The organism is Streptomyces sp. NPDC048521, from assembly GCF_043199855.1.
GTDB lineage: Bacteria > Actinomycetota > Actinomycetes > Streptomycetales > Streptomycetaceae > Streptomyces.
Genome location: NZ_JBICWR010000006.1, coordinates 27,747 through 51,982, shown reverse-complemented (window position 1 = coordinate 51,982; position 24,236 = coordinate 27,747). Strand labels below are relative to the sequence as shown.

Here is a 24,236-nt window from a genome sequence, read left to right as displayed (position 1 = left end):
GCGGGCGCTCCGACGTTGTGTCACGCGGCCAGGTAATGCGTGTTCCCCGGTTGCGTCGACGCTTGATGTGAGGCTGTTTCCCATGTTCGATCCGGTCATAGCGCCCAGCGGTACGCTGCTCGGGCTGCTCCAGCGCGGCCGTGGCGACGGCACGCTGCACGCGCTCACCGCCCCGCGCGCCGAAGCGCTCGCGGCCCTGAACCACTGCGTGCTGCGCGACCCCCGCCACGACTGGCAGGTGGAGAACCGCTCCCTCTACTACGCCCGGCTCTACCTCGACCTGAACGGTGAGCTGGACGCCGTCGAGGCGCACCTCTTCGACCCCGAGGACATCCTCGACACCGACGAGTCCCGTACCGGCCTCGCCCTGGCCGTCCTCGGGCACCTCGCCTCCTACGGCAGGAGCGACGCGCTCGAACTGTTGCGCAGGTACGCCGCCCACGGCTCCAACTGGGCATGGGCCCTGGACGAGCTGGCCCTGCGGGACGACGACGCGGGCCTGCGCGCCCTCGCCGCCCCCGTCCTGGCCCGTTTCCCCGCCGATGCCGAGGGCGAGGCCGAACTGGCCGCCGCCGTACGCGACGCCTTCGAACCGCGGCCCTGGCGGCTGTGGGCCGAGGATCCGCGGGAATGGATCGCCACGCGGGTGCGTGCCGCCAGGGAGACGGGCTGTTTCGACCGCTGGCAGCGGCAGATGCGGCCCACCGGCCCGCGCCCCGGCTGGAGCGTGCGCGCCGTGTTCGAGTGGGCCCAGCAGGGCATGGAGCGCGGCGCCGCCCTCCACGTGCCCGCCGCCCGCTGCCTGGTCGCCGTGGCCGGCCCCGAGGACCGGCACGAGATCCTCCAGGCCGCCCGGAACGGCATGGACGGAGCCCGCTGCACCGCCCTGCGCTACCTCGCCGACAGCAACGACCCCGACGCCCTCGAGCTGATCGAGACCGCCGTCACCGATGGCACGGCGCCCGTCGTGGAGGCGGCCGTCGACGCCTTCGAACGAATGCGCAGCGTCGCCGCCGTCGACCGCGCGCGCCGTTGGGCCCAGCGCCCCGACGCGCTCGGCGCCGCCGCCGGACGCATGCTCGCCTGCCTCGGCGGCACACAGGACAGCGATCTCGTCCTCGGCGCCCTCCGTGAGGCCGTACGGGGCGAGGGCCCCGACGCACCCACCCTGTGGACCCTCGTCGACGGCGCCGGACGCCTCGGTATCTCCTGCGCGGCCCCCGTGCTGCGCCACGTCTACCGCGAGACGGCCTCCTCCCACCTCCGCGGGCGCGCCGCCCGAGCCCTGGCCGCCACCGATCCCTCCTTCGCCGCCGGCTTCGCCGTCGAATGCCTGTGGGACTGCGAGGAGACCACCCGCGAACTCGCCGCCCGGCACGCCGAGACCGGTGACACCCGGGTGGTGGAACGACTCCGCCGCCTGGCCGCCGACCCGGCCGAGGAGGACGAGGTGCAGACAGCGGTACGCAGCCGCTTCGGGCCGGACATCGCCGCCGGCTGACCCCTCCCGCACACGGTCCGGGCGGACGACCGCCCGCCGGGTGAACACGGGGTGACCCACAGGCCAGGCGGCCATGACGGCCGTCCGACCTGCTCGGGTGCGCGGCTCGATGATCAGGGCCGCGCCGGAAGACCTAGGTCGACGCGGCCACGTCCGGAGTCCTCCGCTCCGGCCGGACGGCGAGCCCCGTGGTGGCCGGCCACCCAGCCGGTACCGGCCGGGTGGCCCGGCGGTGCGCGGACCTGCCGCGAGAGCTGGACCGCCTCCCCGGCGACGAACCGCGCGGCCACGCGCCTCGGCGCTCACGCGTCGGCGGCGGTCTCGGCGGCCCGGCCGCGGGGCGCCCCGACGGTGCCGCGGCTCAGCGCCGCCGTACCGGTACGAACCGGACTAGGGTGCCCGGCACCGCCTGGGCGGCCGCCGGGAGGTCGGCGGCGCGGACCACCGCGATCACCGGGTAGCCCCCGGTGGTCGGATGGTCCGCCAGGAAGACCACAGGGCGCCCGTCCGGGGGGACCTGGACGGCGCCGAGGACCATTCCCTCGCTGGGCAGCTCCCCGGGCCGGGCCCGCTGCAGCGCGGGGCCCTCGGTGCGCAGGCCGATGCGGTTGCTCGCCGAGGAGACCCGGTACGCGCGCGTGGTCAGATCCCGGACCGCCCCGGCCGTGAACCAGTCGGCGCGCGGCCCCAGGGTCACCCGCAGCAAGAGGCAGGCCGGGGGCCGCGGCTGCGGGACGCCGTCCACCCGTGCGGGCGGCCCTGCCGGGGCGCCGAGCGGCAGCACCGTGCCGTCGGCGAGCGGTGCCGGACCCAGGCCGGACAGCAGGTCCGTGGCACGGCTGCCGAGGACCGGCTCGACGGCGATGCCGCCGGAGACGGCCAGGTAACTGCGCACGCCGGCCGTGGCCGCCCCCACCTCCAGCAGCTCACCGGCCGGCACCACGACGGGTGCGCCCCATGCGGCCGGCCGACCGGCCACCGTGACCGGACAGGGCGCGCCGCCGACCGCCATGGTCACCGTGGAACGGGGGCGCACCGCACAGCCGTTGAGAGTGGTCTCCAGAACGGCGGCGTCCGGCGCGTTGCCGACGAGCCGGTTGACGAGCCCCGCCGCGGGCGGGTCGAGCGCCCCGGAGCGGGGCACGCCGAGATGCGCGTACCCCGGCCGCCCGCGGTCCTGCACGGTGGTCAACGCCCCGGAGCGCACGACGACGAGCGCACGGTCGGTCATGCGCCCTCCCCAGGCACGACGCCCACCCGCGCGTGGCGGGTCGCCTGCGCTGTGCGGGTGCGCGGCGTACGCGCGCGTGGCCCGGTCATGCGTCCTCCGGAGGTACGACGTTCATGTCCGCGTGGCTCGCGTGCGTGGCCGGTCGCCTGCGCTGTGCGGGTGCGCGGCGTACGCGCGCGTGGCCCGGTCATGCGTCCTCCGCCGGTACGAACCGTACGCGGGTCCCCGGTGACAGCAGAGCGGCCGGTACCCGTGCGGGGTCCCACAAGACCGCGTCGGTCGTGCCGATCAACTGCCAGCCGCCCGGCGAGGAACGCGGGTACACGCCCGTGTAGGGGCCCGCCAGGGCCACCGCACCGGCCGGGACCGCCGTGCGCGGGGTGGGCCGGCGCGGGACGTCGTAGCGGGTCGGCAGCCCGGTGAGGTAGCCGAAGCCGGGGGCGAACCCGCAGAAGGCCACCGTGAACGCGGTGCCCGCGTGGATGCGGGCGACCTCGCCCTCGGACACGTTCCAGTGCGCGGCGACCTCCGAGAGGTCCGGGCCGTCGTAGCGCACGGGCAGTTCGATCAGCTCACGCGCGCGTGGGGGCGACGGCGGCACGTTCGAGGAGGTCAGTTCGGACACCCAGCGGGCCGGGTCGTGCAGGCCGTCGAGCAGGACCGTCCGGGCCGCGGGCACGATCTCGCGGACGGTCAGCGAGCCCTCCGCACGGCGCCGCAGCAGCTCCGCGTGCAGGGCCTGCGCCTCCTCGCCCGAGGACACCTCCACGAGCAGCGCGTCGTCGCCGACGGGAAGCGCCCTCACGCGAAGGCCTCCACCCGCACCCCCGCCGCCACCAGCCGCGCGCGCACCCGGCGGGCCAGTTCCACCGCGCCGGGCGTGTCGCCGTGCAGACACAGCGACCGCGCGCGCACCTGGATTCGCGCGCCGGAGTGCGCGATGACCGCGCCGGAGCGCGCGAGACTCACCGAGCGCTCCACCACGGCCTCCGGGTCGGTCACCACGGCGCCGTCCCGGCCGCGGGGGACCAGCGTGCCCTCGTCGGTGTACGCGCGGTCCGCGAACGCCTCCGTGACGGCCGGCAGCCCCGCCTTCGCGGCCAGCTCCAGCAGACGCGAGCCGGGCAGGCACAGCACCGGCAGCGCGGCGTCGGCGAGGAGCACGCCGTCGATGACCGCGCGGGCCTGCTCCTCGTCGTGCACGACCCGGTTGTACAGCGCGCCGTGCGGCTTGACGTACGCCACGCGCGCCCCGGCGGCCCGCGCGAACACCTCCAAGGCGCCGATCTGGTAGGCCACTTCGGCCGCCAGTTCGGCAGGCGGCACGTCCATCGCGCGCCGGCCGAACCCGGCGAGGTCCCGGTAGGACACCTGCGCTCCGATCGTCACCTGGCGCTCGGCCGCCAGTTCGCACACCCGGCGCATGGTGGCCGCGTCCCCGGCGTGGAACCCGCAGGCCACGTTGGCACTGGTGACGACGGACAGCAGCTGGTCGTCGTCGGTCAGCCGCCAGCGGCCGAAGCCCTCGCCGAGGTCGGCGTTCAGATCGATCGCGGTCATGGTGTTGTCGTGTCTCCGGTTCGCGTGTGGTCCGTCGGGGTCACCGGGCTCAGTCGAGGCCGACCAGCCGGTACTGCTCGTCGCGGGCGTCGGTCAGGAACATCTGGCCCGGCGCGTGGGTGATGGCGAACGGCGGCCTGGAGGCCGTCACCGCCGCCTGCGGGGTCACCCCGCACGCCCAGAACACCGGGATGTCGCCGTCGGCGAGGGTCACCGGGTCGCCGAAGTCGGGCCGGGCCAGGTCCTCGATGCCGAGGGCCGCGGGGTCTCCGCAGTGCACCGGGCCGCCGTGCACGGCCGGCAGCAGGCTGCTCTCCCGGATCGCGGCACGCAGGTGCTCGGGCGGCACCGGGCGCATGGACACCACCATCGGCCCGCGCAGCCTGCCCGCGGCACGGCACTCCCGGCCGGTCACGTACATCGGCACGTTGCGGCCCTGCTCGACGTGCCGGATCGGCACCCCGGCCCGGGCCAGCGCCCACTCGAAGGTGAAGCTGCACCCGAGCAGGAACGACACCAGGTCGTCGCGCCAGTACGCGCGCGCGTCCGTGGGCTCCTCGACCAGCTCGCCGTCCTGCCACACGCGGTAGCGCGGCAGATCGGTGCGCAGATCGGCGCCCTCGGCGAGGACGGTCGTCGCGGCACCCGTGTCCGTGACGTCGAGCACCGGGCAGGGCTTGGGATTGCGCTGGCAGAACAGCAGCATGTCGTAGGCCCAGTCGGCGGGCACCGCGATCAGGTTGGCCTGCGTGTGGCCGGCCGCGACCCCGGCCGTGGGGCCGGCCAGGCCCTCGCGGAATCGGGCCCGCGCGATCCTCGGGCTCCACGCGTGCGCGTGCTCGTCGACCGCGGCGACTGGCCGGTCCTCGGTACGGTGCCGCATCAGGCCAGCTCCTTTCCGCGCGTCTCCGGCAGCCCGAGCAGGGCCAGTGCCGCCAGGCCGTAGCCGATCGCCCCGAAGACCAGGGCGCCGCCCACGCCCCAGCTGTCCGCGAGGAAGCCCACCAGGGTCGGGAAGACCGCGCCCACCGCGCGGCCCGTGTTGTACGTGAAGCCCTGACCGGTGCCGCGCACCGCCGTCGGGTACAGCTCGCTCAGGTACGAGCCGAAGCCGCTGAAGATGGCCGACATGCAGAAGCCGAGCGGGAAACCGAGCACCAGGAGCAGGGTGTTGGCGCCGTCAGGGATGTTCGCGTACGCCAGGATGCACAGGGCCGACAGCAGCGCGAACAACCAGATGTTGTTGCGCCGGCCGAGCCGGTCGGTGAGGTGACCGCCCGTCAGGTAGCCGAGGAACGCGCCGGAGATCAGGAAGGTCAGGTAGCCGCCGGTCCCGACGACCGACAGGCCGCGCTCGGACTTCAGGTAGGTCGGCACCCAGGTGGCCAGGGTGTAGTAGCCGCCCTGCACGCCCGTGGAGAGCAGGCCCGCGAAGACCGTGGTGCGCAGCAGGCCCGGGGCGCCGTCCCGGCCGGGCCGGAAGATCGCCGCGAACGAGCCCCGCGCGGGGTCCTGTTCGCGGGCCGCCGTCGCCGTGGGGGCGTCGTGCACCCGGCGGCGCAGCCACACCACGAGCAGCGCGGGCAGCGCGCCGGTCCAGAACATCACCCGCCAGGCCATGTCGTCGCCGGCGAAGGAGAAGACCAGCGTGTAGACGATCGCCGCCAGCGCCCAGCCGACCGCCCAGGAACTCTGGATCGCGCCGAGCGTACGGCCCCGGTGCCGCGCGCTCGCGTACTCGGCCACCAGGATCGCCCCGACCGCCCACTCGCCGCCGAAACCGAGGCCCTGCAGCGCGCGGAAGACCAGCAGTGTCTCGTAGTCGGGTGCGAAACCGCAGGCCACGGTGAAGACCGCGTAGGTGATCACCGTGATCATCAGGGCCTTGACCCGGCCCACCCGGTCCGCGACCACGCCCGCCACGGCACCGCCGATCGCGGAGACCACCAGCGTGACGGTGGTGAACAGGCCGGTCTGACCGCTGTCCAGACCGAAGTACGCCGCGAGCGCCACCATGCTCAGCGGCAGCGTGAAGTAGTCGTAGGAATCCAGGGCATATCCACCGAAAGCACCGGCGAAGGCGCTCCGGCCGCGTGGACCGAGGGCGCGCAGCCAGCCGAACGCGCCGTCCTCGACGGTGTGTTCGGCCGGGGTCGGTCGTACTCCGGAGGGCGCGGACTGGGGCGGTGGGGTCGTGCTCATGGGCACCTCGCAGAAGGGGGACGGAGGGTGCGGGGAAGTGAGCCGTGCGGAGCACCGTAGAGGATCGTTCAACGATCCTTCAATACCTACGTTGTTTCGTCCCGGTGTCTGCGATTGAATTCCGGGCATGGCAGAGCAGCTGGCGGGACTGGCCGACGACCGCGCCCTCCTGGGGCGTACCAGCACGGCGGAGCGCGTTTCGGACATCCTGAGGAGCCGCATCGCCGACGGGTACTTCCCGCCCGGCACCCGCCTGTCGGAGGACAGCATCGGCGGCGCGCTCGGCGTCTCCCGCAACACCCTGCGCGAGGCGTTCCGGCTGCTCACGCACGAACGCCTGCTGGTACACGAACTCAACCGGGGCGTGTTCGTGCGCGTGCTGACCGTCGAGGACGTCGAGGACATCTACCGCACGCGCTCCCTCGTCGAGTGCGCCGTCGTCCGGGGTCTCGGCGAGCCGCCCTACCCGCTCGAAGGACTGGCCTCGGCGGTCGCCGAGGGCGACACGGCGGCCGTCGAGAATGACTGGAAAGCGATGGGTACCGCCAACATCCACTTCCACCAGGAGCTGGTCGCCCTCGCCGGCAGCGAGCGCACCGACGAGCTGATGCGCAGCGTCTTCGCCGAGCTGCGGCTGGCCTTCCACGTCGTCGACGACCCGCGCCGGCTGCACGAGCCGTACCTCGCCCGCAACCGGGAGATCCTGCGGGCCCTCCAGGCCGGGGACCGGCGCGCGGCGGAACGGCTGCTGGAGACCTACCTCACCGACTCCCTGGAGCGGATCGTCGAGGTGTACCGGCGCCGGGTCGGGGAGGAAGGCGCCCCCTGAGGGACCGCCCTTGGGGGCGGGGAACCGCGGCCCGCCCCGGACGGCCCGCGCCGGGAGAACACGCCCCACCCCCGGCCGAGCCGGCGGAGCCGCTCGTTTGGGTCCATGTCAGACCGAGGACCTAGTCTGTGCACCGTGACTTCGCCTGCATCGACGGACAGCGTTCCGCCCCAGCTCAGCGCGGGGCCGCGCCCTGCTCCGGGCCCGGCCGCCGACGAGGGGCTGGCGCGTCGGCTGCGCGCGCTCGCCTGCACCGCGCCGCTGCACGACCTCGACGCGCGCAAGGCCAACCTGGCCGGTGAGTACTCGGTGTACGGCATGGCGGAGGTGGCGCTGGCCGCCATCGACCTGGTCACCCTCAACATGGACTTCGACACCGGCGCCGACCACGAGCAGATCGTGGCCCGGCTCCTCCCGCGCATCGCCGCCCAGGCCCCGCACCGGCCCACCGCCGAGCACGAGCGCGTGGCCCGCTGGGTCCTGGAGAACCTGATCAACGTCGGCAGCGTCGACCGCGGCTTCCGCGCCGTCTACGGCACCTTCGCGCCGGACGGCAGCTACGTCCGCCGTGATTACGACTTCAAGCTGATCGAAGAGGTCCCCGGCCCCGGCGGCACGGTCTACCTGCGGACCACCGACGAGGCGGTCAACGTCCTGGTCGGCGCCCTGGACACCGACGTCACCAGCGCCCAGATCGCCGCCGAGGTCAAGCTCGAGGTGCTGATCAACCGCGGCCGCCTCGCCGACGCCCAGCTCGCCGCCGAACAGGCCCGCTACCGCACGGTGCAGTACTCCGAGACCCTGCGCCGCGCCCTGGACGCCACCCGGCGCAACGTCCGCGCGGTCGACTGGCTGGGCGCCGTACCCGACATGATCGCCGAGGCCCTCGACCACGTCGCCGAGCGCTACCGCCACGAGAACGCCATCCTCACCAACATCCGCAAGGCCCGCGACGAGAGCGAGGACCCCGGGCACAAGCGCCGCGCCGCCGAACTCGTCGACATCGTCAAGGACTGCATCCGGCGCCACACCCAGCTCCAGTCGCGCCTGCTGGAGGCCGGCCCGCTGTTCCGCGCCGAACAGGACCGGCAGGCCTTCGCCACACCGGCCACGACGTCCGGGATCGACCTGTACGGCCATCTCGTCGCCCCCGTCCTGCCGTTGCCGCTGGAGCGCGCGATCCGGGTCACGGACGCCTTCTTCGCCAACGGCACGGGGCTGCGGACGCCGGTGTCGGTGCGGGTCGGCGACCTCGTCGACATCCTGCTGACGCCACCGGTGGAGCGGGAGCACCTGGGTGCGGAGATGCCGGAGCCGGACCTCATCGCCACGCCGGACGACAGCCGGTTCAGCGAGGAACAACTGGCCGCCGCCACGGAGCTGCTGGACCTGCCGGCGGACGCGCCCAGGAGGTTGTCGGGGCTGCTTGCCGAGGCCCGGCGGACCGGCGACCCCGACCTGGCCTATCTCGTGGCCCTGCTGGCCGTCCACGCGGCCAGCCCCGCCGTCGGCACCGCCTACCGGCAGGGCGAGCAGAAGCTGTTGTTCGCCGTGGACGACGGGACCGAACTGGACGATCCCGAGTTCGGCGGGGCCGACCTGATCGTGGGAACGGCACTGCTGGACGCGGCGGGGATGGCGGCGGACCGGACGGAAGCAGCATGAGTGAGCAAGAACGCGACAAGGAGTCGAAGCCGTGAGCGAGCACGTCGAGTGGAGTGACACGCAGGCCCCGGCCCCGTCGGCATCCGCCGCCGTCACCCCCGCCGACGCCGCCGACGCGGCGCGGCTCGTCGCCTTCGGGCTGCAGCCCAAGCTGCAGCCCGCACGTGACCAGGAGTACGCGGAGCTGCTGCGCCGCTACCGCGACGATCCGGCGTTCGCACGCCTCGCGGACGCCGTCGCCACCGGTCTGGGGCTCGTCGTGCTGGAGGTGTCACCGCGCGCGGGGATGGCCGTGACCGCGGCCGAGGACTCCGTCTTCGCGGTCCGCATGGGCGACTACGCGCGTCGCACCGCCGCCGACTCCGGCGACCGGTTCCTGCACGGGCTGGCCCATCTCGCCGTCGCCGCACTGGCCTTCCCGCGCCCGGAGGACCTGGCCGACGACACGTACTTCGGCCGCGTCACGGTCAACGGCGTCGACACCTTCGTACGGCAGGCCTGCCGGCGCCTGGAGGAGCGCGCCGAGGAACAGGGCGAGAACACCGACCCGGTGACCGACGCGCCCGGCCTGGAGGCCGCCTGGCGGATCTGGGCCAGACGCAGCGCCACCGGCGCCACCAAGGACGCCCGCCGCCCGGCCGCGTCCACCACCGGCATCGTGGCGAAGGCCCTGGCCTTCCTCACCGACTCGGGTTTCCTGCAGCGCACCGGAGACGACAACGGCGGCACCTACCGCACCACGGCCCGCTATCAGCTCCAGGTCCGCGACATGGCCGGCAGCGCCGCCATGGCCGAGCTGCTGGAACTGGGCGTCGTCCCGGTCACCGACGGCACGGCCAGCCTGCTGCCCGCCGAGGACACCGACGACCTGGAGCTGGTGGCCGAAGCCGGGCTGCCCTTCCACGCGCCCTAGGGCCTGTCTGACCATTCCCGACCCCGATCTGCCAGAAGACTGACGAGAGTCCGCCATGTACGAGCTGTCCCGGGTCCGCCTCTACTCCATCGGGCCCGCCGGTGCGCGCTACGCCGACACCGTGCTTGACCTGCGGGGCGTGGGCGAGCCCGTGCCCGACCCGGCGCCCACGCAGGCGGAGTTCTTCGAGGAGGAGCCGTCCGGGCCGCCGCGCCGGCCCGCGCCCGCGGGCGTGCTGTTCCTGGAGAACGGCGGCGGCAAGTCCGTGCTGCTCAAGCTGATCTTCTCGGTGATGCTGCCGGGTCACCGCAACACCCTCGGCGGCGCCAGCTCCGGCGTGCTGCGCAAGTTCCTGCTCGCCGACGACTGCGGGCACGTGGCCCTGGAGTGGCAGCACGTGCTGACCGGCGAGTGCGTCGTCGTCGGCAAGGTCAGCGAGTGGCGCGGACGGCAGGTCTCCAACGACCCGCGGAAGTTCGCCGAGGCCTGGTACTCCTTCCGGCCCGGCCCCGGCCTGAGCCTGGACAACCTGCCCGTCGCCGAGTCCACCGCCGTCCGGCCGCCCGTCGAGGGCACCTCCGGTGCCCAGGGCCGCCGCCGGACCATGAAGGGCTTCCGCGACGCGCTCACGGAAGCGGGCAAGACCTACCCGCATCTGGAGGTGCACTGGGAGGAGATCCACGACCGCTGGATCGAGCACCTCGGCGACCTCGGCCTCGACCCCGAACTCTTCCGCTACCAGCGCGAGATGAACGCCGACGAGGGCGAGGCCGCCGGCCTCTTCGCGGTCAAGAAGGACTCCGACTTCACCGACCTGCTGCTGCGCGCGGTCACCGACACCCGCGACACCGACGGCCTCGCCGACCTCGTCAGCGGCTTCGGCAACAAGCTCGGCCGGCGCGCCGAACTGATCGCCGAACGGGACTTCACCGCAGGCTCCGTCGACCTGCTCGGGCGGATCGTCGAGGCCGCAGAGGCCCGCTCACGCGCGCGTGATGTCCACACCGGCGCCGAGCGCCGTACCCGCACGCTGGCCCGGCGGCTGTCCGCGCGGGCCGTGCGGGAGCGGGTGCGGGCCACCGACCTCGCCCAGCGCGTCACGGCCGCCGCGTACGCCGTCACCCACTCCGAGGGCGCGCGGGAGCGCAGCGCCCTGATCGCCGCCGAACTCGCCTACCGGCACGCCTCCCTGGCGCTCGCGGCGGCCGAGAAGTCCGCCGCCGCCCAGAAGCGCGAGCTGGCCGACGCCCGCACCCTGCATTCGGCCTGGCAGGCGGCCGAGGCCGTGCTGCGCCACCGCGCCGCCGCCGACCGCGTCGCGCGCGTGTCCGCCGCCATCCAGGAGGCCGAACGGGACGCGGCCCCCGCGCTCGCCGCCCGCGCCAAGGCCGCCGTGGACCTCGTACGGGCCCTGCACGCGGCCGCCGCGAGCGCCGAGGCCCTCGCCAACGAGGAGGAGGAGCGCTCCGCCGGGCTGCAGGAGGTCAGCGACTGCGCCTACCGGGACTCCACCGCCGCCGCCACCGAGGCGCAGCGCGCCCGCAGCGAGGCCGGGCATCTGCGCCAGCGGCTCGCCGAGGTCGAGCAGGAGACCGCCGAGGCCGTCCGTGCGGGCTGGCTCGACGACAGCGCCCCGGACGCCGACCCGGCGCGTGCCGCGCTCGCCGCCAGCGACGCGGAGAAGACCGCCGTCGCCGCCTGGGACGCGGCCCGCGAGGCCGCCCGCAAGGCCACCGAGCACGCGCGCGAGGCGGCCTCCGCCGAGTCCCGCGCGGAGCTCACCGCGGCCCGCGCGGCCGACGCGGCGACCGCGGCCGAGCGCACCCACGAGGCCGAGCGGCGCCTGGCCGAGTCGCTCGCCGCCGAGGAGCGGCTCGCGGAGCTGCTGAGCCTGCCGGGCGCACCCGGAGCGGCACGCGTGGGCGTGCCCGCACCCCGGACGGGAGCGGACGACGGCATCCGCGACGCGTCGGTCACGGGCTCCGCAGCCCGGTCCGAAGGGCCGCTCACCGCCGAGGAACTCGACCGCTTCGCCGACGAGTTGCGCGCACTCCTCGACGACGCCGTGTCGACCGCCGAGCGGCACCTCTTCGAACTGCGTACGGCCGCCGCGGACGACGCCCGCATCCTCGGCGCCCTCGGTGACGGCGGACTGCTTCCGCCCGGCCCCGACGTGCTGGCCACCGTCGAGTTCCTCGGCGAGCACGGCATCCCGGCGCTGCCCGGCTGGCGCTACCTCGCGCAGGCCGTCGACCCGGCCGACCACGCGCGCGTGCTGGCCGCCCGCCCCGAGCTGGTCGACGGTGTGATCATCACCGACCCGGACACGCACGCGCGTGCCCGCGAGGCACTCGGGCAGGCGGCCCTGCTGCCCCGCTCCGCCGTCGCCGTCGGCACGGCCGCCGCCCTGCTCGCCCCGCCCCCCGCCGCCGACGCCACCCCCGGCGACGTCTTCCTGGTGCCGCCGAACCCGGCCATGCACGACGAGCACGCCGCCGACGAGGAACGCCAGGCCCTGCGCGCGCGGGCCACCGAGCGCGACGAGGAGATCCGCAGCCTCGCCGCCCGGCTCGGCAAGGACCGCGAACTGGCCGCCCGGCTCTCCTCCTGGCGCACCGGCTGCCCCGCCGGACGCCTCACCGAACTGGCCCAGGCCGCCCAGGAGGCCCGCGCGTTCGCCGAGGAGGCCGAGGCCGAACTCGCCGAGGCGCGGACCGTGCGCGCGGAGGCCGACGAGTCCGCCGCCGAGGCCGCGCAGGTCCGCGACGAGCGGCAGGAGGCCGCGCAGAAGGCCCGCCGCGCCGCCGACGCCCTGGCCGGTCTCGCCTTCCGGCTCCGCGAGCGCGCCGGCTGGCAGGTGAGACTGCGCGAGCTCGCCGACGAGGCGGCCGAGTCCGAGGCCCGCGCCCAGGCGTGCCTGGAGCGTGCCCGCGCCGCCGACGAGGACCGCCGTGCCGCCCAGCGCGCCGCCGACGACGCCCGCCGCACCGCGCGCGCCCTGCGCGCCGAGCGCGCCGAGATCGCAGGCGCCCCCGACGACGTACCGGTCGAGGACGCGGACGCCCCCGAGGCGTCCCTGCCCGCCCTCCGCGAGGCCTACCGGGCCGCCTCCCAGGTGTACGAGAAGGTCGGTGTCGGCGCCGACCTGCGCGCCGAGCAGGCCCGCGCGGAGAGCGACGAGAGCGCCGCCCGCGCCGAACTGGACCGGCTCAGCAACAAGGTCCGCACCCGCGCCGAGCAGCTCCTTCAGTCGCCCGACGGCTCCGACGGGCCCTCCCGGCAGGCGGCGGCCGCGCGCGCGGAGGAGCTGGTGCAGCTCCTGGAGACCCGTATGTCGACCGCGAGCGAGCAGCTCGGCCGGCTGCGCGGCGAGGCCGAGCGGCACGCGCCCGAGGACGGCGAGGCGCACACCGAACTGCCCGAGGAACTCGTGCCGCGCGACGCCGAGCACGCGCAGGCACTGCTGCGTACGGCCACGACCGAACTCGCGTCCCGCACCGGGGCGTTGGCCGAGGCACGCGAGGCGCACGCGGAGCTGCTGGAGGCCCACCGCGCCGCCGAGGACGCGGCGGGCGGCTTCGACGAGATCGCCGCGATGCTCCGCGACCTGCTGCGCGAGCACACCCCCGAGGAGGAGCAGGAGGAGCCGGAGCCGTACCCGGGCAGCCTGGAGGAGGCCCGGCACTCCGCCGCCGAGGCCCGCCGTTCGCTGCGCGGCTGTGCCGCCGACCTGTCCGCCGCGGAGGCGGCCGTGCGCGAGGCGAGCGACGTCCTCGTCCGGCACGCCAACTCCACCCGTTACGAACAGGTCCGCACCCCCGCCCGGCAGCAGATCCGCGAACTGCCCGCCTCCGCGCTGCCCGAGCACGCCCAGAAGTGGGCGGACGCCTTCGCACCCCGGCTGCGCGTGCTGACGGACGAACTGGCCCAGCTGGAGCGCAACCGGGACTCGATCGTGGACCGGCTGCGCGGTCTGGTGGAGTCGGCCCTGGCGACCCTCAGGTCCGCCCAGCGGCTCTCCCGGCTGCCGGAAGGGCTCGGCGAGTGGTCCGGGCAGGAGTTCCTGCGGATCCGCTTCGAGGAGCCCGACCAGGCCACGCTCACCGAACGGCTCGGCGAGGTCATCGACGAGGCCACGCGCGCGGCCGTGAGGAAGAACTCCGATCTGCGCCGCGACGGCATGTCCCTGCTGTTGCGGGGAGTCGCCGCGGCGCTTCAGCCCAAGGGCGTGGCCGTCGAGATCCTCAAGCCCGACGCGGTACTGCGCGCCGAGCGCGTCCCCGTCGGCCAGATGGGCGACGTGTTCTCCGGTGGTCAGCTGCTCACCGCGGCCATCGCGCTGTACTGCACCATGGCCGCGCTCCGGTCGAACGACCGGGGTCGGGACAAACACCGGCACGCCGGCACGCTGTTCCTGGACAACCCGATCGGCCGCGCCAACGCGACCTATCTGCTGGAGCTCCAGCGGGCCGTCTCCGATGCCCTCGGTGTGCAGCTGCTCTACACCACCGGCCTGTTCGACACGACGGCCCTGGCCGAGTTCCCGCTGGTCATCCGCCTGCGCAATGACGCCGACCTCCGGGCGGGCCTGAAGTACATCAGCGTCGAGGAGCACCTCCGGCCCGGGTTGCCCCAGCAGCCCCAGGCCGGAGAAGCGGTGCACAGCGAGATCACGGCGACACGGATGTTCAGGAAGCCGGTGTCGAACACGCCGTAGACCCCGGACAGACCCTAGGCGTCCTCCTTCACCAGGTCCGCGCACTTCTCGCCGATCATCATCGTCGTGATGCACGGGTTGACCGCGATCAGGTCCGGCATCACCGAGCCGTCGGCGACTCGCAGTCCCTCGACCCCCTTGACCCGCAGCCGCGCGTCGAGCGGGGCCGAGGGGTCGTCGTCGGCGCCCATCTTCACGGTGCAGGACGGGTGGTAGACGGTGTTGTGCGTCCTGTGGATGTAGTCGAGGAGTTCGTCGTCGGTACGCACATCCGGGCCGGGCGCCAGCTCCGCCCCCGCCCAGCCGCTCAACGCGGGCTGTGCGGCGATGCGGCGCGCGAGCCTCAGCCCGAACGTCATCACCCGCACGTCGTGCTCGTGCGTGAAGTACCGCGGGTCCACCCTCGGCTTGTCCCGGTAGTCCCGGGTCCGCAGCCGTACCGTGCCGCGCGACTTCGCCTTCGTGACGTTCGGCGTCAGGCAGAACGCGTTCTCCGAGGTGGGATAGCCCCAGCGCGCGGTGTTCATGTCGAACGGCACCGAGCCGTAGTGGAACATCAGATCGGGCCGGTCCAGGCCCGGCTCGGTGTCGTAGAAGACGCCCGCCTCCCACCACTGGCTGGAGGTGGTCGGCATGGGCCGCTCGGCCTGCCACATGATGACGCCCTCGGGGTGGTCCTGGAGGTTCTCGCCGACGCCGGGGGAGTCGACGACGACCTCGACGCCGACCTCGCGCAGGTGCTCGGCAGGGCCGATGCCGGACAGCATCAGCAGCTTCGGGGAGTCGATCGAGCCGCACGAGACGATCACCTCGCGCCGGGCCCGTACCGTGCGCGTGTGCACCAGATCGGGGTCCAGGTATGAGGCGCCCACGCACCGCCGCCCCTCCAGCACCAGCTTCTTGGCCCGCACCCCCGTCCGGACGTCCAGGTTCGGACGTCTGCCGAGCACCGGGTGCAGATAGGCCACCGACGACGACTGGCGGATGTTGTTCTCGTCCGAGTTGATCTGGAACCAGTTGGCCCCGCGCACCACCGTCTTCCCGGTGTTGAACGGGACCGTGGGTATACCGGCCTGCGCGCACGCCTCCAGCAGCGCCGCGCCGCACGGGTCCCCGCCCTTGAGCGTGCGCAGCTTCACCGGGCCGGAGCGGCCGTGGTGGTCGCCGGGCGCGTCGTTGTTCTCCAGCCGCCGGTACAGGGGGAACAGGTCGGCCGCGCTCCAGCCCCTACAGCCCTGGGCCGCCCAGTCGTCCAGGTCCTCCGCGGGCGCCCAGAAGGCGATACAGGAGTTGTGCGACGAACAGCCGCCCAGCACCTTCGCCCGCGCGTGCCGCATGAAACTGTTGCCGCTGGTCTGCGGCTCGACCGGATAGTCCCAGTCGTAGCCGGACTCCAGCAGGCCCATCCAGCGCTCCAGTTTGAGCACGTCGTCGTCGCCGACGTCGCTGGGGCCCGCCTCCAGGACGCACACCGTCACCGAGGGGTCCTCGGAGAGCCGTGCCGCCACCACGTTGCCCGCGGTGCCGCCGCCGACCACCACGTAGTCGAACTCGTCCATGCTCATGAGCAGTGACCTCCTTGCCGGCCGGATCGTGCGGAATCAGTCGGCCGCCGGAGCGGCGAGGGGAGCGGTCGGGGCGGCGGCCTCCAGGCGGTGCTCGGCGAGGACGCCGGTGCGATGCCGCTGGACGAACCAGTAGTAGGCGAAACCGCCGCCCGCGATGACCGCGACGAACAGCACCGCGCCCCAGCGCAGGTACCAGTGGTAGGGCGCGGCCGCGTTGTACACCGCCGACCGGGGCCAGATCAGGTTGACCGTCATGGCCGCGCCCCACACCACGGCGACGACGTTGACGAGCAGCCCCCAGCGGCCCAGCGAGAACCTGCCCTCCCCGGCCGGCTGCCACGTCCCGCGCAGCCGGGCCACCAGCATCGGCGCGGTGACGCCGAGGTAGGCGAGGTAGATCATGACGATGCCGATGCTGGTGACGACCGTGAAGATCTGCGGCTGGCGGATGTTGACCACGAGGATCGCCAGCGCCAGCACGCCGATGATCGCGGCCGGCAGTACCGGGGTCTGGAAGCGCGGGCTGACCCGGGCCACCAGCGAGGACGCGGGCAGGTTGTTGTCCCGGGCCATCGCGAACGCCAGCCGGATCGCCGCCGTGTGCACGGCGAGCGCGCACACCGTGACCGCGATCAGCACGCACCAGAGCATCGCCTTGCCGGCCGTCGGGCCGAGCACGTCCAGCACGACGTACTGCAGGCCGTCCGTGGACAGCTTGTCGCCCTTGAGGCTGGAGACGCTCATGAGCGCCAGCAGCAGCACCAGTCCACCGAGGACGAAGGAGGCGACGATCGCGCGGATGATCGCGCGCGGGGCGTTGCGGGACGGGTCGAGCGACTCCTCGCCGAGCGAGGCGGCGGTGTCGAAGCCGTACATGACGTACGCGGACGCCAGCGAGGCCACCAGGAAGGCGCCGAGATAGCCGGTGGAGTAGCCCGCGCCGGTGTGGTTCGTCTGCATGACGACGTGCGGGCCGCGGGTGATGTGGACGGCGAACAGGACGATCAATACAACGGTGGCGATCAACTCGATGAACACGCCCGCGGTGTTGATCGTGGCCATCAGCTTGACGCCGAAGGCATTGACCAACGTGGTGAACAGGATCAACACGGCGGCCAGGACGACCGCGTTGGTCGCCACGTCGTACTTTCCGGTGCCGTCCCCGACGAACTGGAAGGCGGACGAGATCTGCGGCAGCGTCAGCTGGTAGGCCAGCGCCACCGCCGAGATGGACACGATCGACGCGATCAACATCATCCACCCGGCCAGCCAGCCGAGATGCGGATTGCCGATCTTCTTCGACCAGTTGTAGACCGAGCCGGCGACCGGATAGCGGGCGGCCAGTTCGGCGAAGCACAAGGCCACCGTGAACTGGCCGACGAACACCATCGGCCACGACCACCAGTAGGCGGGGCCGCCGCTGCCGTAGCCGAAGTAGAACAGCTGGAAGGTGCCGGTCAGGATCGAGATGTAGCTGATCCCGGCGGCGAAGGTGTGGAAGTTGCCGAGGGTGCGCTTGAGTTCCGGCCTGTAGCCGAACTCGGCGAGTTCGGTGTCGTCGTGGTGGTGGGGGCCTGGCGATTGCTCGGTGGTCGTCATGAGCGGACTCCTCTGGCTGTCAGTCGAACCAGCCCTGGGGTGCCGGCGCGGTGTTGCGCCAGATGTGCTTCGTCTCGCGGTACTCGGCGAGCCCCGCCGGTCCGAGTTCGCGCCCGAACCCGGACTGCTTGTAACCACCCCATTCGGCCTGTGGCACATACGGGTGGTAGTCGTTGATCCAGACCGTGCCCAGGCGCAGCCCCGCCGCGACCCGGGCGGCCCTGCCCTCGTCGCGGGTCCATACGGCGCCCGCGAGGCCGTAGATCGTGTCGTTGGCGAGCCGGACGGCCTCCGCCTCGGTGGTGAACCGCTCGACGGTCAGCACCGGCCCGAAGGACTCCTCCCGGACCACCGACATCTCGCTCGTGCACTCGTCCAGGACGGTCGGCAGGTAGTAGAAACCCGCCTCGTGGCCGGTACCGGAGGGCCGGGCACCGCCGCAGCGCAGCACCGCGCCCTCGCGAAGCCCCTTCGCCACATAGGCCTCGACCTTCGCCCGGTGGGCCGCCGAGATCAGCGGCCCGGTCTGCGCCCGCTCGTCGAACGGCCCGCCCAGCCGGATGGCCCGCGCCCGCCGCACGACCTCGTCCACGAACCGGTCGTGCAGCGCGTCCGCCACGAGCAGCCGGGCCCCGGCGGAGCACACCTGCCCGGAGTGCAGGAACACGGCGGTCAGCGCCATGTCGACCGCCGCCTCGAAGTCGGCGTCCGCGAAGACGATGTTCGGGTTCTTCCCGCCGAGTTCGAGCGCGACCTTCTTCACCGTGCCGGCCGCCGCCGCCATCAGCCGGCGGCCGGTCTGCAGTCCGCCGGTGAAGGAGACCAGGTCGACGTCCGGATGGTCGCCGAGCGGGGCACCCGCCTCCGGGCCGGCGCCCAGCACCAGGTTGGCCACGCCCGCCGGCAGCCCGGCCTCCGCCAGCAGCCGCACCAGATGGATCGCGGTGTGCGGGGTCAGCTCGCTCGGCTTCAGCACGAAGGTGTTCCCGGCCGCCAGCGCGGGGGCGACCTTCCACGCGGTCTGCAACAGCGGGTAGTTCCAGGGGGTGATCAGGGCGCAGACGCCGACGGGCTCGTGCACCACCCGGCTGTCGACGCCGTCCCGGCCGGTGTCGATCACCCGCCCGGTCTCGTGCGCGATCAGCCGCCCGAACCAGCGGAAGCAGTTGACGACGTCGTCGATGTCGTACGCGCTCTCCACCAGCCGCTTTCCCGTGTCCAGGGACTCGGCGCGGGCCAGGGCGTCCCGGTCGCGGACGAGGAGGTCCGCGACCCGCAGGAGCAGATCGCCGCGCTCCTCGGGCGACGTGCGCGGCCAGGGACCGGTGTCGAAGGCGCGCCGGGCCGCCGCGACGGCCTCCACGGTGTCCTTGCCGCCCGCCTCGTCCACGACCCCGACCAGGGAGCCGTCGGCGGGACAGCGGATCTCCCGGGTGCGCTGGTCCAGGGCGCCGCGCCAGGCGCCGTCGATGTAGAGGTCAGGCATGGGCGTCTCCCAGCCGGGTCAGCAGCCACTCGTGGAAGATCCCGATGTGGTGCTCGTTGGGCACCAGCACGCCACCGTCGCGGTAGGCGCGCGAGGACATCGCCGGCTGGGTGCGCTCGCAGGCCTCGAAATCCTGGACGTTGACACGGTGGAACAGTTCCACGGACTTCGACACGTCCGCGCCCGACGCCACCACCTCCGGCGCGTACAGCCAGTCGCACTCCACGACCGTGCGGTCCTCGGCCAGCGGGAACATGCGGTGCAGGATCACGTGGTCCGGGACGAGGTTGACGAAGACGGTCGGCTTGACCGTGATGGCGTAGTAGCGGCGGTCCTGGGCGGCGCTCACCTCGGGCAGCTTGGCGAAGCCCTCGCTGCCGTCCACCGTGAAGCCCTTGACCTGCTCGCCGAACTCCGCACCGTGGCCCACGTAGTATTGCGCCGCGTATCCGTGCGCGAACTCCGGCAGGACTTCGGTGAGTTCGGGGTGGATCGTCGCGCAGTGGTAGCACTCCATGAAGTTCTCGACGATCAGCTTCCAGTTGGCCTTCACGTCGTAGGTGACGCGTTTGCCGAGGGCCAGCTTCTCGGTGCCGTAGTGCTCGATGGCGGCCGCGTCGCCGAGCCGCTCCACGGCCGCGGACATCACCGTCTCCTCGAAGGAGGGCGGTTCGCCGGCGAGGCACACCCAGGCGTAGCCGAGCCACTCGCGCAGAGCCACCTTGATCAACCCGTACGCGACTCGATCAACGTCCGGCATCTTGATCAAGTTGGGCGCGGCGATCAACCTGCCGTCAAGGTCGTACGTCCATGCGTGGTACGGGCACTGCAGACTGCGCCGCACCTCGCCGGACTCCTCGGTGCACAGCCGGGCTCCGCGGTGCCGGCACACATTGAGGAAGGCGCGCAGTTCTCCGGCGCGGGTACGGGTGATGATGACGCTCTCCCGGCCCACCTGGACGGTACGGAAGGCGCCCGGCCTGTCCAGATCTGCGCTGCGGACCGCGCAGAACCACATGGACTCGAAGAGCTTCTCCTGCTCCAGCCGGAAGACGTCCGGGTCGGTGTAGTAGTGGCCCGGAAGCGTAGCGATGAGGCTCGGGGAGATCGGGGTCGTCGTCACGGGCGTGCTCCTCAGGCGGGCGCGGCGGCGAGGCGGGCGGGGTCGAACAGGCCGATCGGGTGCGCGGTGGAGCCGGTCAGGGACAGGTCGGCCAGGATCTCGCCGACGACCGGCACGAACTTGAAACCGTGCCCGGAGAACCCGCAGGCCACGGTCACCGACTCCGGGTGGGCGGGATGCCGGGCGATCACGAAGTGCTCGTCCGGGGTGTTGGAGTACATGCAGGTGGCGGCCTTGAGGAAGGCACCGGGCAGGTCCGGGATGCAGCGGGACATGTGGTCGGCCATGGCCCGGACCTCGTCCTCGTGCACGGTCCGGTCGATGGTTTCCGGCGTGGTGACCCGGCCCTTCCGGAAGAAGGCGACCTTGGCGCCCAGCTCGGGGCCGTCGATGGCCGGGAAGCCGTACACCTGGACGCCGGCCGCGTCCTCCCAGATGTAGATCGGGTGGTTCCGCGGCACGAACCGCTCGGTGCCGCCGTTCGGCTGGAACCAGTACATGACCTGCCGCTCGATCGTGAACGGCACCCCGAGATCGGTGAGCAGCTGCGGCGCCCACGCGCCCGGGCAGATCACCAGCTGGGCGGCCGTGTAGGTGTTCTCGGCCGTATGCACGCGCACCCCGTCCCGGTACGGCTCCCAGCGCAGCATCGGCTCCTCGAAATGCAGCTCGGCGCCCTGCCGGGTGGCCAGCTGCAGATGCGCGGCGACGGTGTTCTCGGGCCGGAGCAGGCCGGCCTTCGTCTCGTACAGCGCCACCTCCTCGTCGTCCGGGTTCAGCGTCGGGAAGCGGCGGCGGATCTCCTTGGCGTCGAGCATCTCGTGCGGCAGGTCCCACTGCTGCGCCGAGCGCAGCGAACCGGAGACGGTCCGCGACTGGGGGCGCCCGACCATCACCCCGCCGCCGAGGATCGCGATCTCCCGGCCGCTGGCCCGCGCCAGGTCCTCGTACAGCTCGTAGGCGCGCAGCAGCAGCGGTACGTAGGCCGGGTCCTCGAAGTACGACTGCCGGGTGATCCGCGAACCACCGTGGCTGGAGCCCCGATTGTGCACCGGGCCGAACTTCTCCAGGCCGAGCACCCGCGCACCGCGGGCGGACAGGTGGTGAGCGGCGGCGCTGCCCATGCCGCCCAGACCGATGACGATGACGTCGTAAGACGGTGACACAGGTGCCTCCTACCGGCGGATACGGGTCATCTTCGGGTCGAACAGCGGCTCGTCGGCGACCGTGGCCGGGACCTTCTCGCCGACGTACTCGATGTGCACGCCCGCGCCGGTGGCGAGGCCGGCCGGCAGCCAGGCGTAGGCGACGCAGCGGCCGAGCGTGTAGCCGTACGACGCACTGGTCACGTAGCCGGCCGGGGCTCCGTCGACATACACGGGCTCCTTGCCGAGGACCACGGCGGCGGGGTCGTCCAGGAGGAGCGGGGTGAGCCGGCGGGTGGGCTCGGCCCGCTTGCGCAGGGCCTCCTGACCGACGAAGCCTTCCTTGTCCATGCGGACCGCGAAACCGACGCCCGCCTCGAAGGGAGTGTGCTCGTCGGTCATGTCGGTGCCCCAGGCCCGGTACCCCTTCTCCAGGCGCAGGGAGTTGAAGGCGGAGCGGCCGGCGGCGATCACGCCGAGTTCCTGCCCGGCCTCCCACAGCGTGTCCCAGAGCCTCAGCCCGAGGTCGGCGGTGGTGTACAACTCCCAGCCCAGCTCGCCGACGTAACTCAGCCGCATTGCCGTCACCGGCACGTGCCCGAGGTACGCCTGCTTCGCCCGGAAGTAGCCGAAGCCCTCGTGGGAGAAGTCGTCGCGGGTGAGCGGCTGGACCAGATCGCGGGCCAGGGGACCCCAGACACCGATGCAGCAGGTGCCGGAGGTGATGTCCCGGATCTGCACGTCCGCCGGCGCGTGACGCAACAACCGGTCGAGGTCGGCGGGGGAGTTGGCACCGACCTGGAAGCGGTCGGGGGCGAGGCGGGCGACGGTGAGGTCGGAGCGGATGCCCCCGGTCTCGTCCAGGAGGAGCGTGTAGGTGACCGCGCCGGGCTTCTTGCGCAGGTTGTTGCTGGTCATCCGGTCGAGGAAGGCGAGCGCGCCGGGGCCGGTGACCTCCAGGCGGCGCAGCGGGGTCATGTCGTACAGCGCGACCTTCTCGCGGGTCGCCCTCGCCTCGGCCGCGGCGATCGGGGACCAGTAGCGCGCGGACCAGGCGTCGCGCTCGGGGAGATCACCGAGGGCGTCCACGAGCGGGGCGTTGGCCTCGTACCAGTGCGGGCGCTCCCAGCCGTTGCTCTCCAGGAAGAAGCCGCCGAGTTGCTGCTGGCGGGTGTGGAACGGGCTGACGCGGAGGGGCCGCGGCCGCTCCATCGGCTGGAGCGGGTGGAGAACGTCGTACACCTCGACGAACTGCTGTGAGCCGCGTTCACGGACGTACGACGGTGAACGCTGCGCTTCCTCGAACCGGGTGAGGTCGCACTCGTGCACGTCGAGGGAGGGCCGCCCGTCGACCATCCACTCGGCCACCGCCTTCGCCACCCCCGCGGAATGGGTCACCCAGACGGCCTCGGCCAGCCAGAACCCCCGCACCTGCCGTGCCTCCCCGAGCACCGGCATGCCGTCCGGGGTGAAGGAGAAGACACCGTTGAACCCGCTCTCGATCTCCGTCCCCCGCAGGGCGGGCAGCAGCCGACGGCAGTCCTCCCAGCTCGGCGCCCAGTCCTGCGCGGTCAACGGGTACGAGGACGGCATCTCCATGTCCTGGGCGCGCGCCTCGTCGTACGCCGGGACGGTGAACGGGTCGACCGGCATGGGCCGGTGCGCGTACGAGCCGATGCCGATGCGGTCGGTGTGCTCACGGAAGTACAGATCGCGGTCCTGGAAGCGGAGGATCGGCCTGGTGGCCTCGGCCGTGGCACCGCTCAGCTCGGGAACCGGCCCGGTCCTGGCGTACTGGTGCGCGAGGGGCTGCAGCGGTACGTCGACTCCGGCCATGCGCCCGATGACGGGCCCCCAGAAGCCGGCCGCGGAGACGACGTGGTCCGCCGGGAAGGTGCCCCGGTCGGTGACGACCGCGGTGACCCGGCCGCCCGTCTGCTCGATGCCGGTGACCGTGTGCCGGTCCAGGAAGCGGGCGCCGCGCGCGGTGGCCCGGTCCATCTGGGCGCGGGCCGCGAGCAGGGCCCGTGCCAGGCCGTCGTCGGGGGTGTGGAAGCCGCCGAGGACCACCGACTCGTCCAGCAGGGGCCAGAGTTCCTTGCAGCGGGCGGTGCTCACGACCTCGCCCCGGATTCCCCAGGCGGCGGCGTACCCGGCTCTGCGGTGCAGCTCGGCCAGGCGTTCGGGGGTGGTCGCGAGTTCCAGGCCGCCGACCTGGTTGAAGCAGGGGACGCCGTCCACTTCGAGTGAACAGAATTTCTCCACCGTGTACGTGGCGAACTCCGCGAGCGTCTTCGAGGGGCTGGTCCGGAAGACGAGTCCGGGCGCGTGGGACGTGGAGCCGCCCGGGGCGGGGAGGGGGCCCTGTTCGAGGACGGTGACGTCGGTCCAGCCACGTGCGGTCAGCTCGTCGGCGAGGGAGCAGCCGACGATCCCGGCACCGATGACGACGACACGCGGGCCCTGGGGCCGGTCCTCGGAGGTGTGGGGGTGGTCTTGGGGAGTGCGGAGGCCGACTTCGGGAGTGTGGGGGGCGACTTGGGGCGTGCGGGGCTGGTCGTCGGGCGTGCGGCGGGTCTCTTCCAGGAGGTTACGGGTGTCTTGGGGCGCGCTGCGGTGGCCTTCGGGCGTGCGGCGGTTGTCTTCGGGGGTGCTGGACATGCCCCTCCTTGTGGTGGCGGGGATGGCAGGTGCGGG

16 protein-coding genes are annotated in these 24,236 nt (G+C 73.1%); 5 read left to right on the top strand and 11 right to left on the bottom strand.

Annotation, left to right across the window (positions count from 1 at the left end):
* The first annotated feature begins 82 nt into the window (after nucleotides 1-82).
* Nucleotides 83-1,501 (top strand): HEAT repeat domain-containing protein, encoded by a 1,419-nt coding sequence (locus ACGFRF_RS16060; protein WP_393740233.1) that lies wholly within the window; start codon nucleotides 83-85, stop codon nucleotides 1,499-1,501.
* 361 nt (nucleotides 1,502-1,862) lie between these two features.
* Here the strand turns inward: ACGFRF_RS16060 and ACGFRF_RS16055 are convergent, their stop codons facing one another.
* From ACGFRF_RS16055 to ACGFRF_RS16035, 5 genes are all read right to left on the bottom strand, one after another.
* A complete protein-coding gene (locus ACGFRF_RS16055) occupies nucleotides 1,863-2,732 on the bottom strand; it encodes a biotin-dependent carboxyltransferase family protein (RefSeq protein WP_393740231.1) in 870 nt (289 codons plus the stop codon).
* A 187-nt stretch (nucleotides 2,733-2,919) separates the two neighbouring features.
* Complete coding sequence (locus ACGFRF_RS16050; protein WP_393740229.1) at nucleotides 2,920-3,537, bottom strand: allophanate hydrolase subunit 1; 618 nt, start codon at nucleotides 3,535-3,537, stop codon at nucleotides 2,920-2,922.
* Nucleotides 3,534-4,292 carry a LamB/YcsF family protein gene (locus ACGFRF_RS16045; RefSeq protein ID WP_393740227.1) on the bottom strand — a complete coding sequence of 253 codons (759 nt, stop codon included), beginning with the start codon at nucleotides 4,290-4,292 and terminating at the stop codon, nucleotides 3,534-3,536. The genes ACGFRF_RS16050 and ACGFRF_RS16045 overlap by 4 nt, the downstream gene beginning before the upstream one ends.
* Before the next feature lie 49 nt (nucleotides 4,293-4,341).
* Nucleotides 4,342-5,175, bottom strand: coding sequence for a putative hydro-lyase (locus tag ACGFRF_RS16040; RefSeq protein ID WP_393740225.1), 834 nt, complete (start codon nucleotides 5,173-5,175; stop codon nucleotides 4,342-4,344).
* The gene (locus ACGFRF_RS16035) at nucleotides 5,175-6,494 is read right to left on the bottom strand and encodes an MFS transporter (protein WP_393740223.1); all 1,320 of its coding nucleotides are present in this window, start codon (nucleotides 6,492-6,494) and stop codon (nucleotides 5,175-5,177) included. The genes ACGFRF_RS16040 and ACGFRF_RS16035 overlap by 1 nt, the downstream gene beginning before the upstream one ends.
* Before the next feature lie 127 nt (nucleotides 6,495-6,621).
* On the opposite strand from ACGFRF_RS16035, the gene ACGFRF_RS16030 reads away from it, so the two are divergent.
* The 4 genes from ACGFRF_RS16030 to ACGFRF_RS16015 all read left to right on the top strand — a co-directional run bounded on the left by ACGFRF_RS16030 (nucleotide 6,622) and on the right by ACGFRF_RS16015 (nucleotide 14,618).
* Nucleotides 6,622-7,323: a GntR family transcriptional regulator gene (locus tag ACGFRF_RS16030; RefSeq protein ID WP_393740221.1), complete on the top strand. Its 702-nt coding sequence runs from the start codon at nucleotides 6,622-6,624 to the stop codon at nucleotides 7,321-7,323.
* Nucleotides 7,324-7,458: 135 nt separating this feature from the next.
* Nucleotides 7,459-8,988 carry a hypothetical protein gene (locus tag ACGFRF_RS16025; RefSeq protein WP_393740219.1) on the top strand — a complete coding sequence of 510 codons (1,530 nt, stop codon included), beginning with the start codon at nucleotides 7,459-7,461 and terminating at the stop codon, nucleotides 8,986-8,988.
* Between the two features lie 31 nt (nucleotides 8,989-9,019).
* Entirely contained in the window at nucleotides 9,020-9,901 is an 882-nt protein-coding gene (locus ACGFRF_RS16020; RefSeq protein ID WP_393740217.1) for a hypothetical protein, read from the top strand.
* A 55-nt stretch (nucleotides 9,902-9,956) separates the two neighbouring features.
* Entirely contained in the window at nucleotides 9,957-14,618 is a 4,662-nt protein-coding gene (locus ACGFRF_RS16015; protein WP_393740215.1) for a hypothetical protein, read from the top strand.
* 14 nt (nucleotides 14,619-14,632) lie between these two features.
* On the opposite strand, the gene ACGFRF_RS16010 is transcribed toward ACGFRF_RS16015, so the two are convergent.
* From ACGFRF_RS16010 to ACGFRF_RS15985, 6 genes are read right to left on the bottom strand one after another with little or no spacing between them, the layout of a single operon-like run.
* A complete protein-coding gene (locus tag ACGFRF_RS16010; protein WP_393740213.1) occupies nucleotides 14,633-16,183 on the bottom strand; it encodes a GMC family oxidoreductase in 1,551 nt (516 codons plus the stop codon).
* 36 nt (nucleotides 16,184-16,219) lie between these two features.
* Nucleotides 16,220-17,785 carry an APC family permease gene (locus ACGFRF_RS16005; RefSeq protein WP_393740211.1) on the bottom strand — a complete coding sequence of 522 codons (1,566 nt, stop codon included), beginning with the start codon at nucleotides 17,783-17,785 and terminating at the stop codon, nucleotides 16,220-16,222.
* 19 nt (nucleotides 17,786-17,804) lie between these two features.
* On the bottom strand, nucleotides 17,805-19,271 hold the full coding sequence (locus ACGFRF_RS16000) for an aldehyde dehydrogenase family protein (protein ID WP_393740209.1): 1,467 nt from the start codon (nucleotides 19,269-19,271) through the stop codon (nucleotides 17,805-17,807).
* The gene (locus tag ACGFRF_RS15995) at nucleotides 19,264-20,394 is read right to left on the bottom strand and encodes an aromatic ring-hydroxylating dioxygenase subunit alpha (RefSeq protein ID WP_393740207.1); all 1,131 of its coding nucleotides are present in this window, start codon (nucleotides 20,392-20,394) and stop codon (nucleotides 19,264-19,266) included. The genes ACGFRF_RS16000 and ACGFRF_RS15995 overlap by 8 nt, the downstream gene beginning before the upstream one ends.
* Nucleotides 20,395-20,405: 11 nt before the next feature.
* Nucleotides 20,406-21,560, bottom strand: coding sequence for an N-methyl-L-tryptophan oxidase (gene solA, locus ACGFRF_RS15990; RefSeq protein ID WP_393740205.1), 1,155 nt, complete (start codon nucleotides 21,558-21,560; stop codon nucleotides 20,406-20,408).
* Nucleotides 21,561-21,569: 9 nt separating this feature from the next.
* On the bottom strand, nucleotides 21,570-24,200 hold the full coding sequence (locus tag ACGFRF_RS15985; RefSeq protein ID WP_393740204.1) for an FAD-dependent oxidoreductase: 2,631 nt from the start codon (nucleotides 24,198-24,200) through the stop codon (nucleotides 21,570-21,572).
* Between the last annotated feature and the right edge of the window lie 36 nt (nucleotides 24,201-24,236).

Coding starts and splice junctions, on each gene's coding strand:
- ACGFRF_RS16040 (WP_393740225.1), bottom strand. CDS start 5,175: ATGCGGCACCGTACCGAGGACCGGCCAGTCGCCGCGGTCGACGAGCAC.
- ACGFRF_RS16045 (WP_393740227.1), bottom strand. CDS start 4,292: ATGACCGCGATCGATCTGAACGCCGACCTCGGCGAGGGCTTCGGCCGC.
- ACGFRF_RS15985 (WP_393740204.1), bottom strand. CDS start 24,200: ATGTCCAGCACCCCCGAAGACAACCGCCGCACGCCCGAAGGCCACCGC.
- ACGFRF_RS16055 (WP_393740231.1), bottom strand. CDS start 2,732: ATGACCGACCGTGCGCTCGTCGTCGTGCGCTCCGGGGCGTTGACCACC.
- ACGFRF_RS16005 (WP_393740211.1), bottom strand. CDS start 17,785: ATGACGACCACCGAGCAATCGCCAGGCCCCCACCACCACGACGACACC.
- ACGFRF_RS16015 (WP_393740215.1), top strand. CDS start 9,957: ATGTACGAGCTGTCCCGGGTCCGCCTCTACTCCATCGGGCCCGCCGGT.
- ACGFRF_RS16000 (WP_393740209.1), bottom strand. CDS start 19,271: ATGCCTGACCTCTACATCGACGGCGCCTGGCGCGGCGCCCTGGACCAG.
- ACGFRF_RS16030 (WP_393740221.1), top strand. CDS start 6,622: ATGGCAGAGCAGCTGGCGGGACTGGCCGACGACCGCGCCCTCCTGGGG.
- ACGFRF_RS16035 (WP_393740223.1), bottom strand. CDS start 6,494: ATGAGCACGACCCCACCGCCCCAGTCCGCGCCCTCCGGAGTACGACCG.
- ACGFRF_RS16060 (WP_393740233.1), top strand. CDS start 83: ATGTTCGATCCGGTCATAGCGCCCAGCGGTACGCTGCTCGGGCTGCTC.
- ACGFRF_RS16010 (WP_393740213.1), bottom strand. CDS start 16,183: ATGAGCATGGACGAGTTCGACTACGTGGTGGTCGGCGGCGGCACCGCG.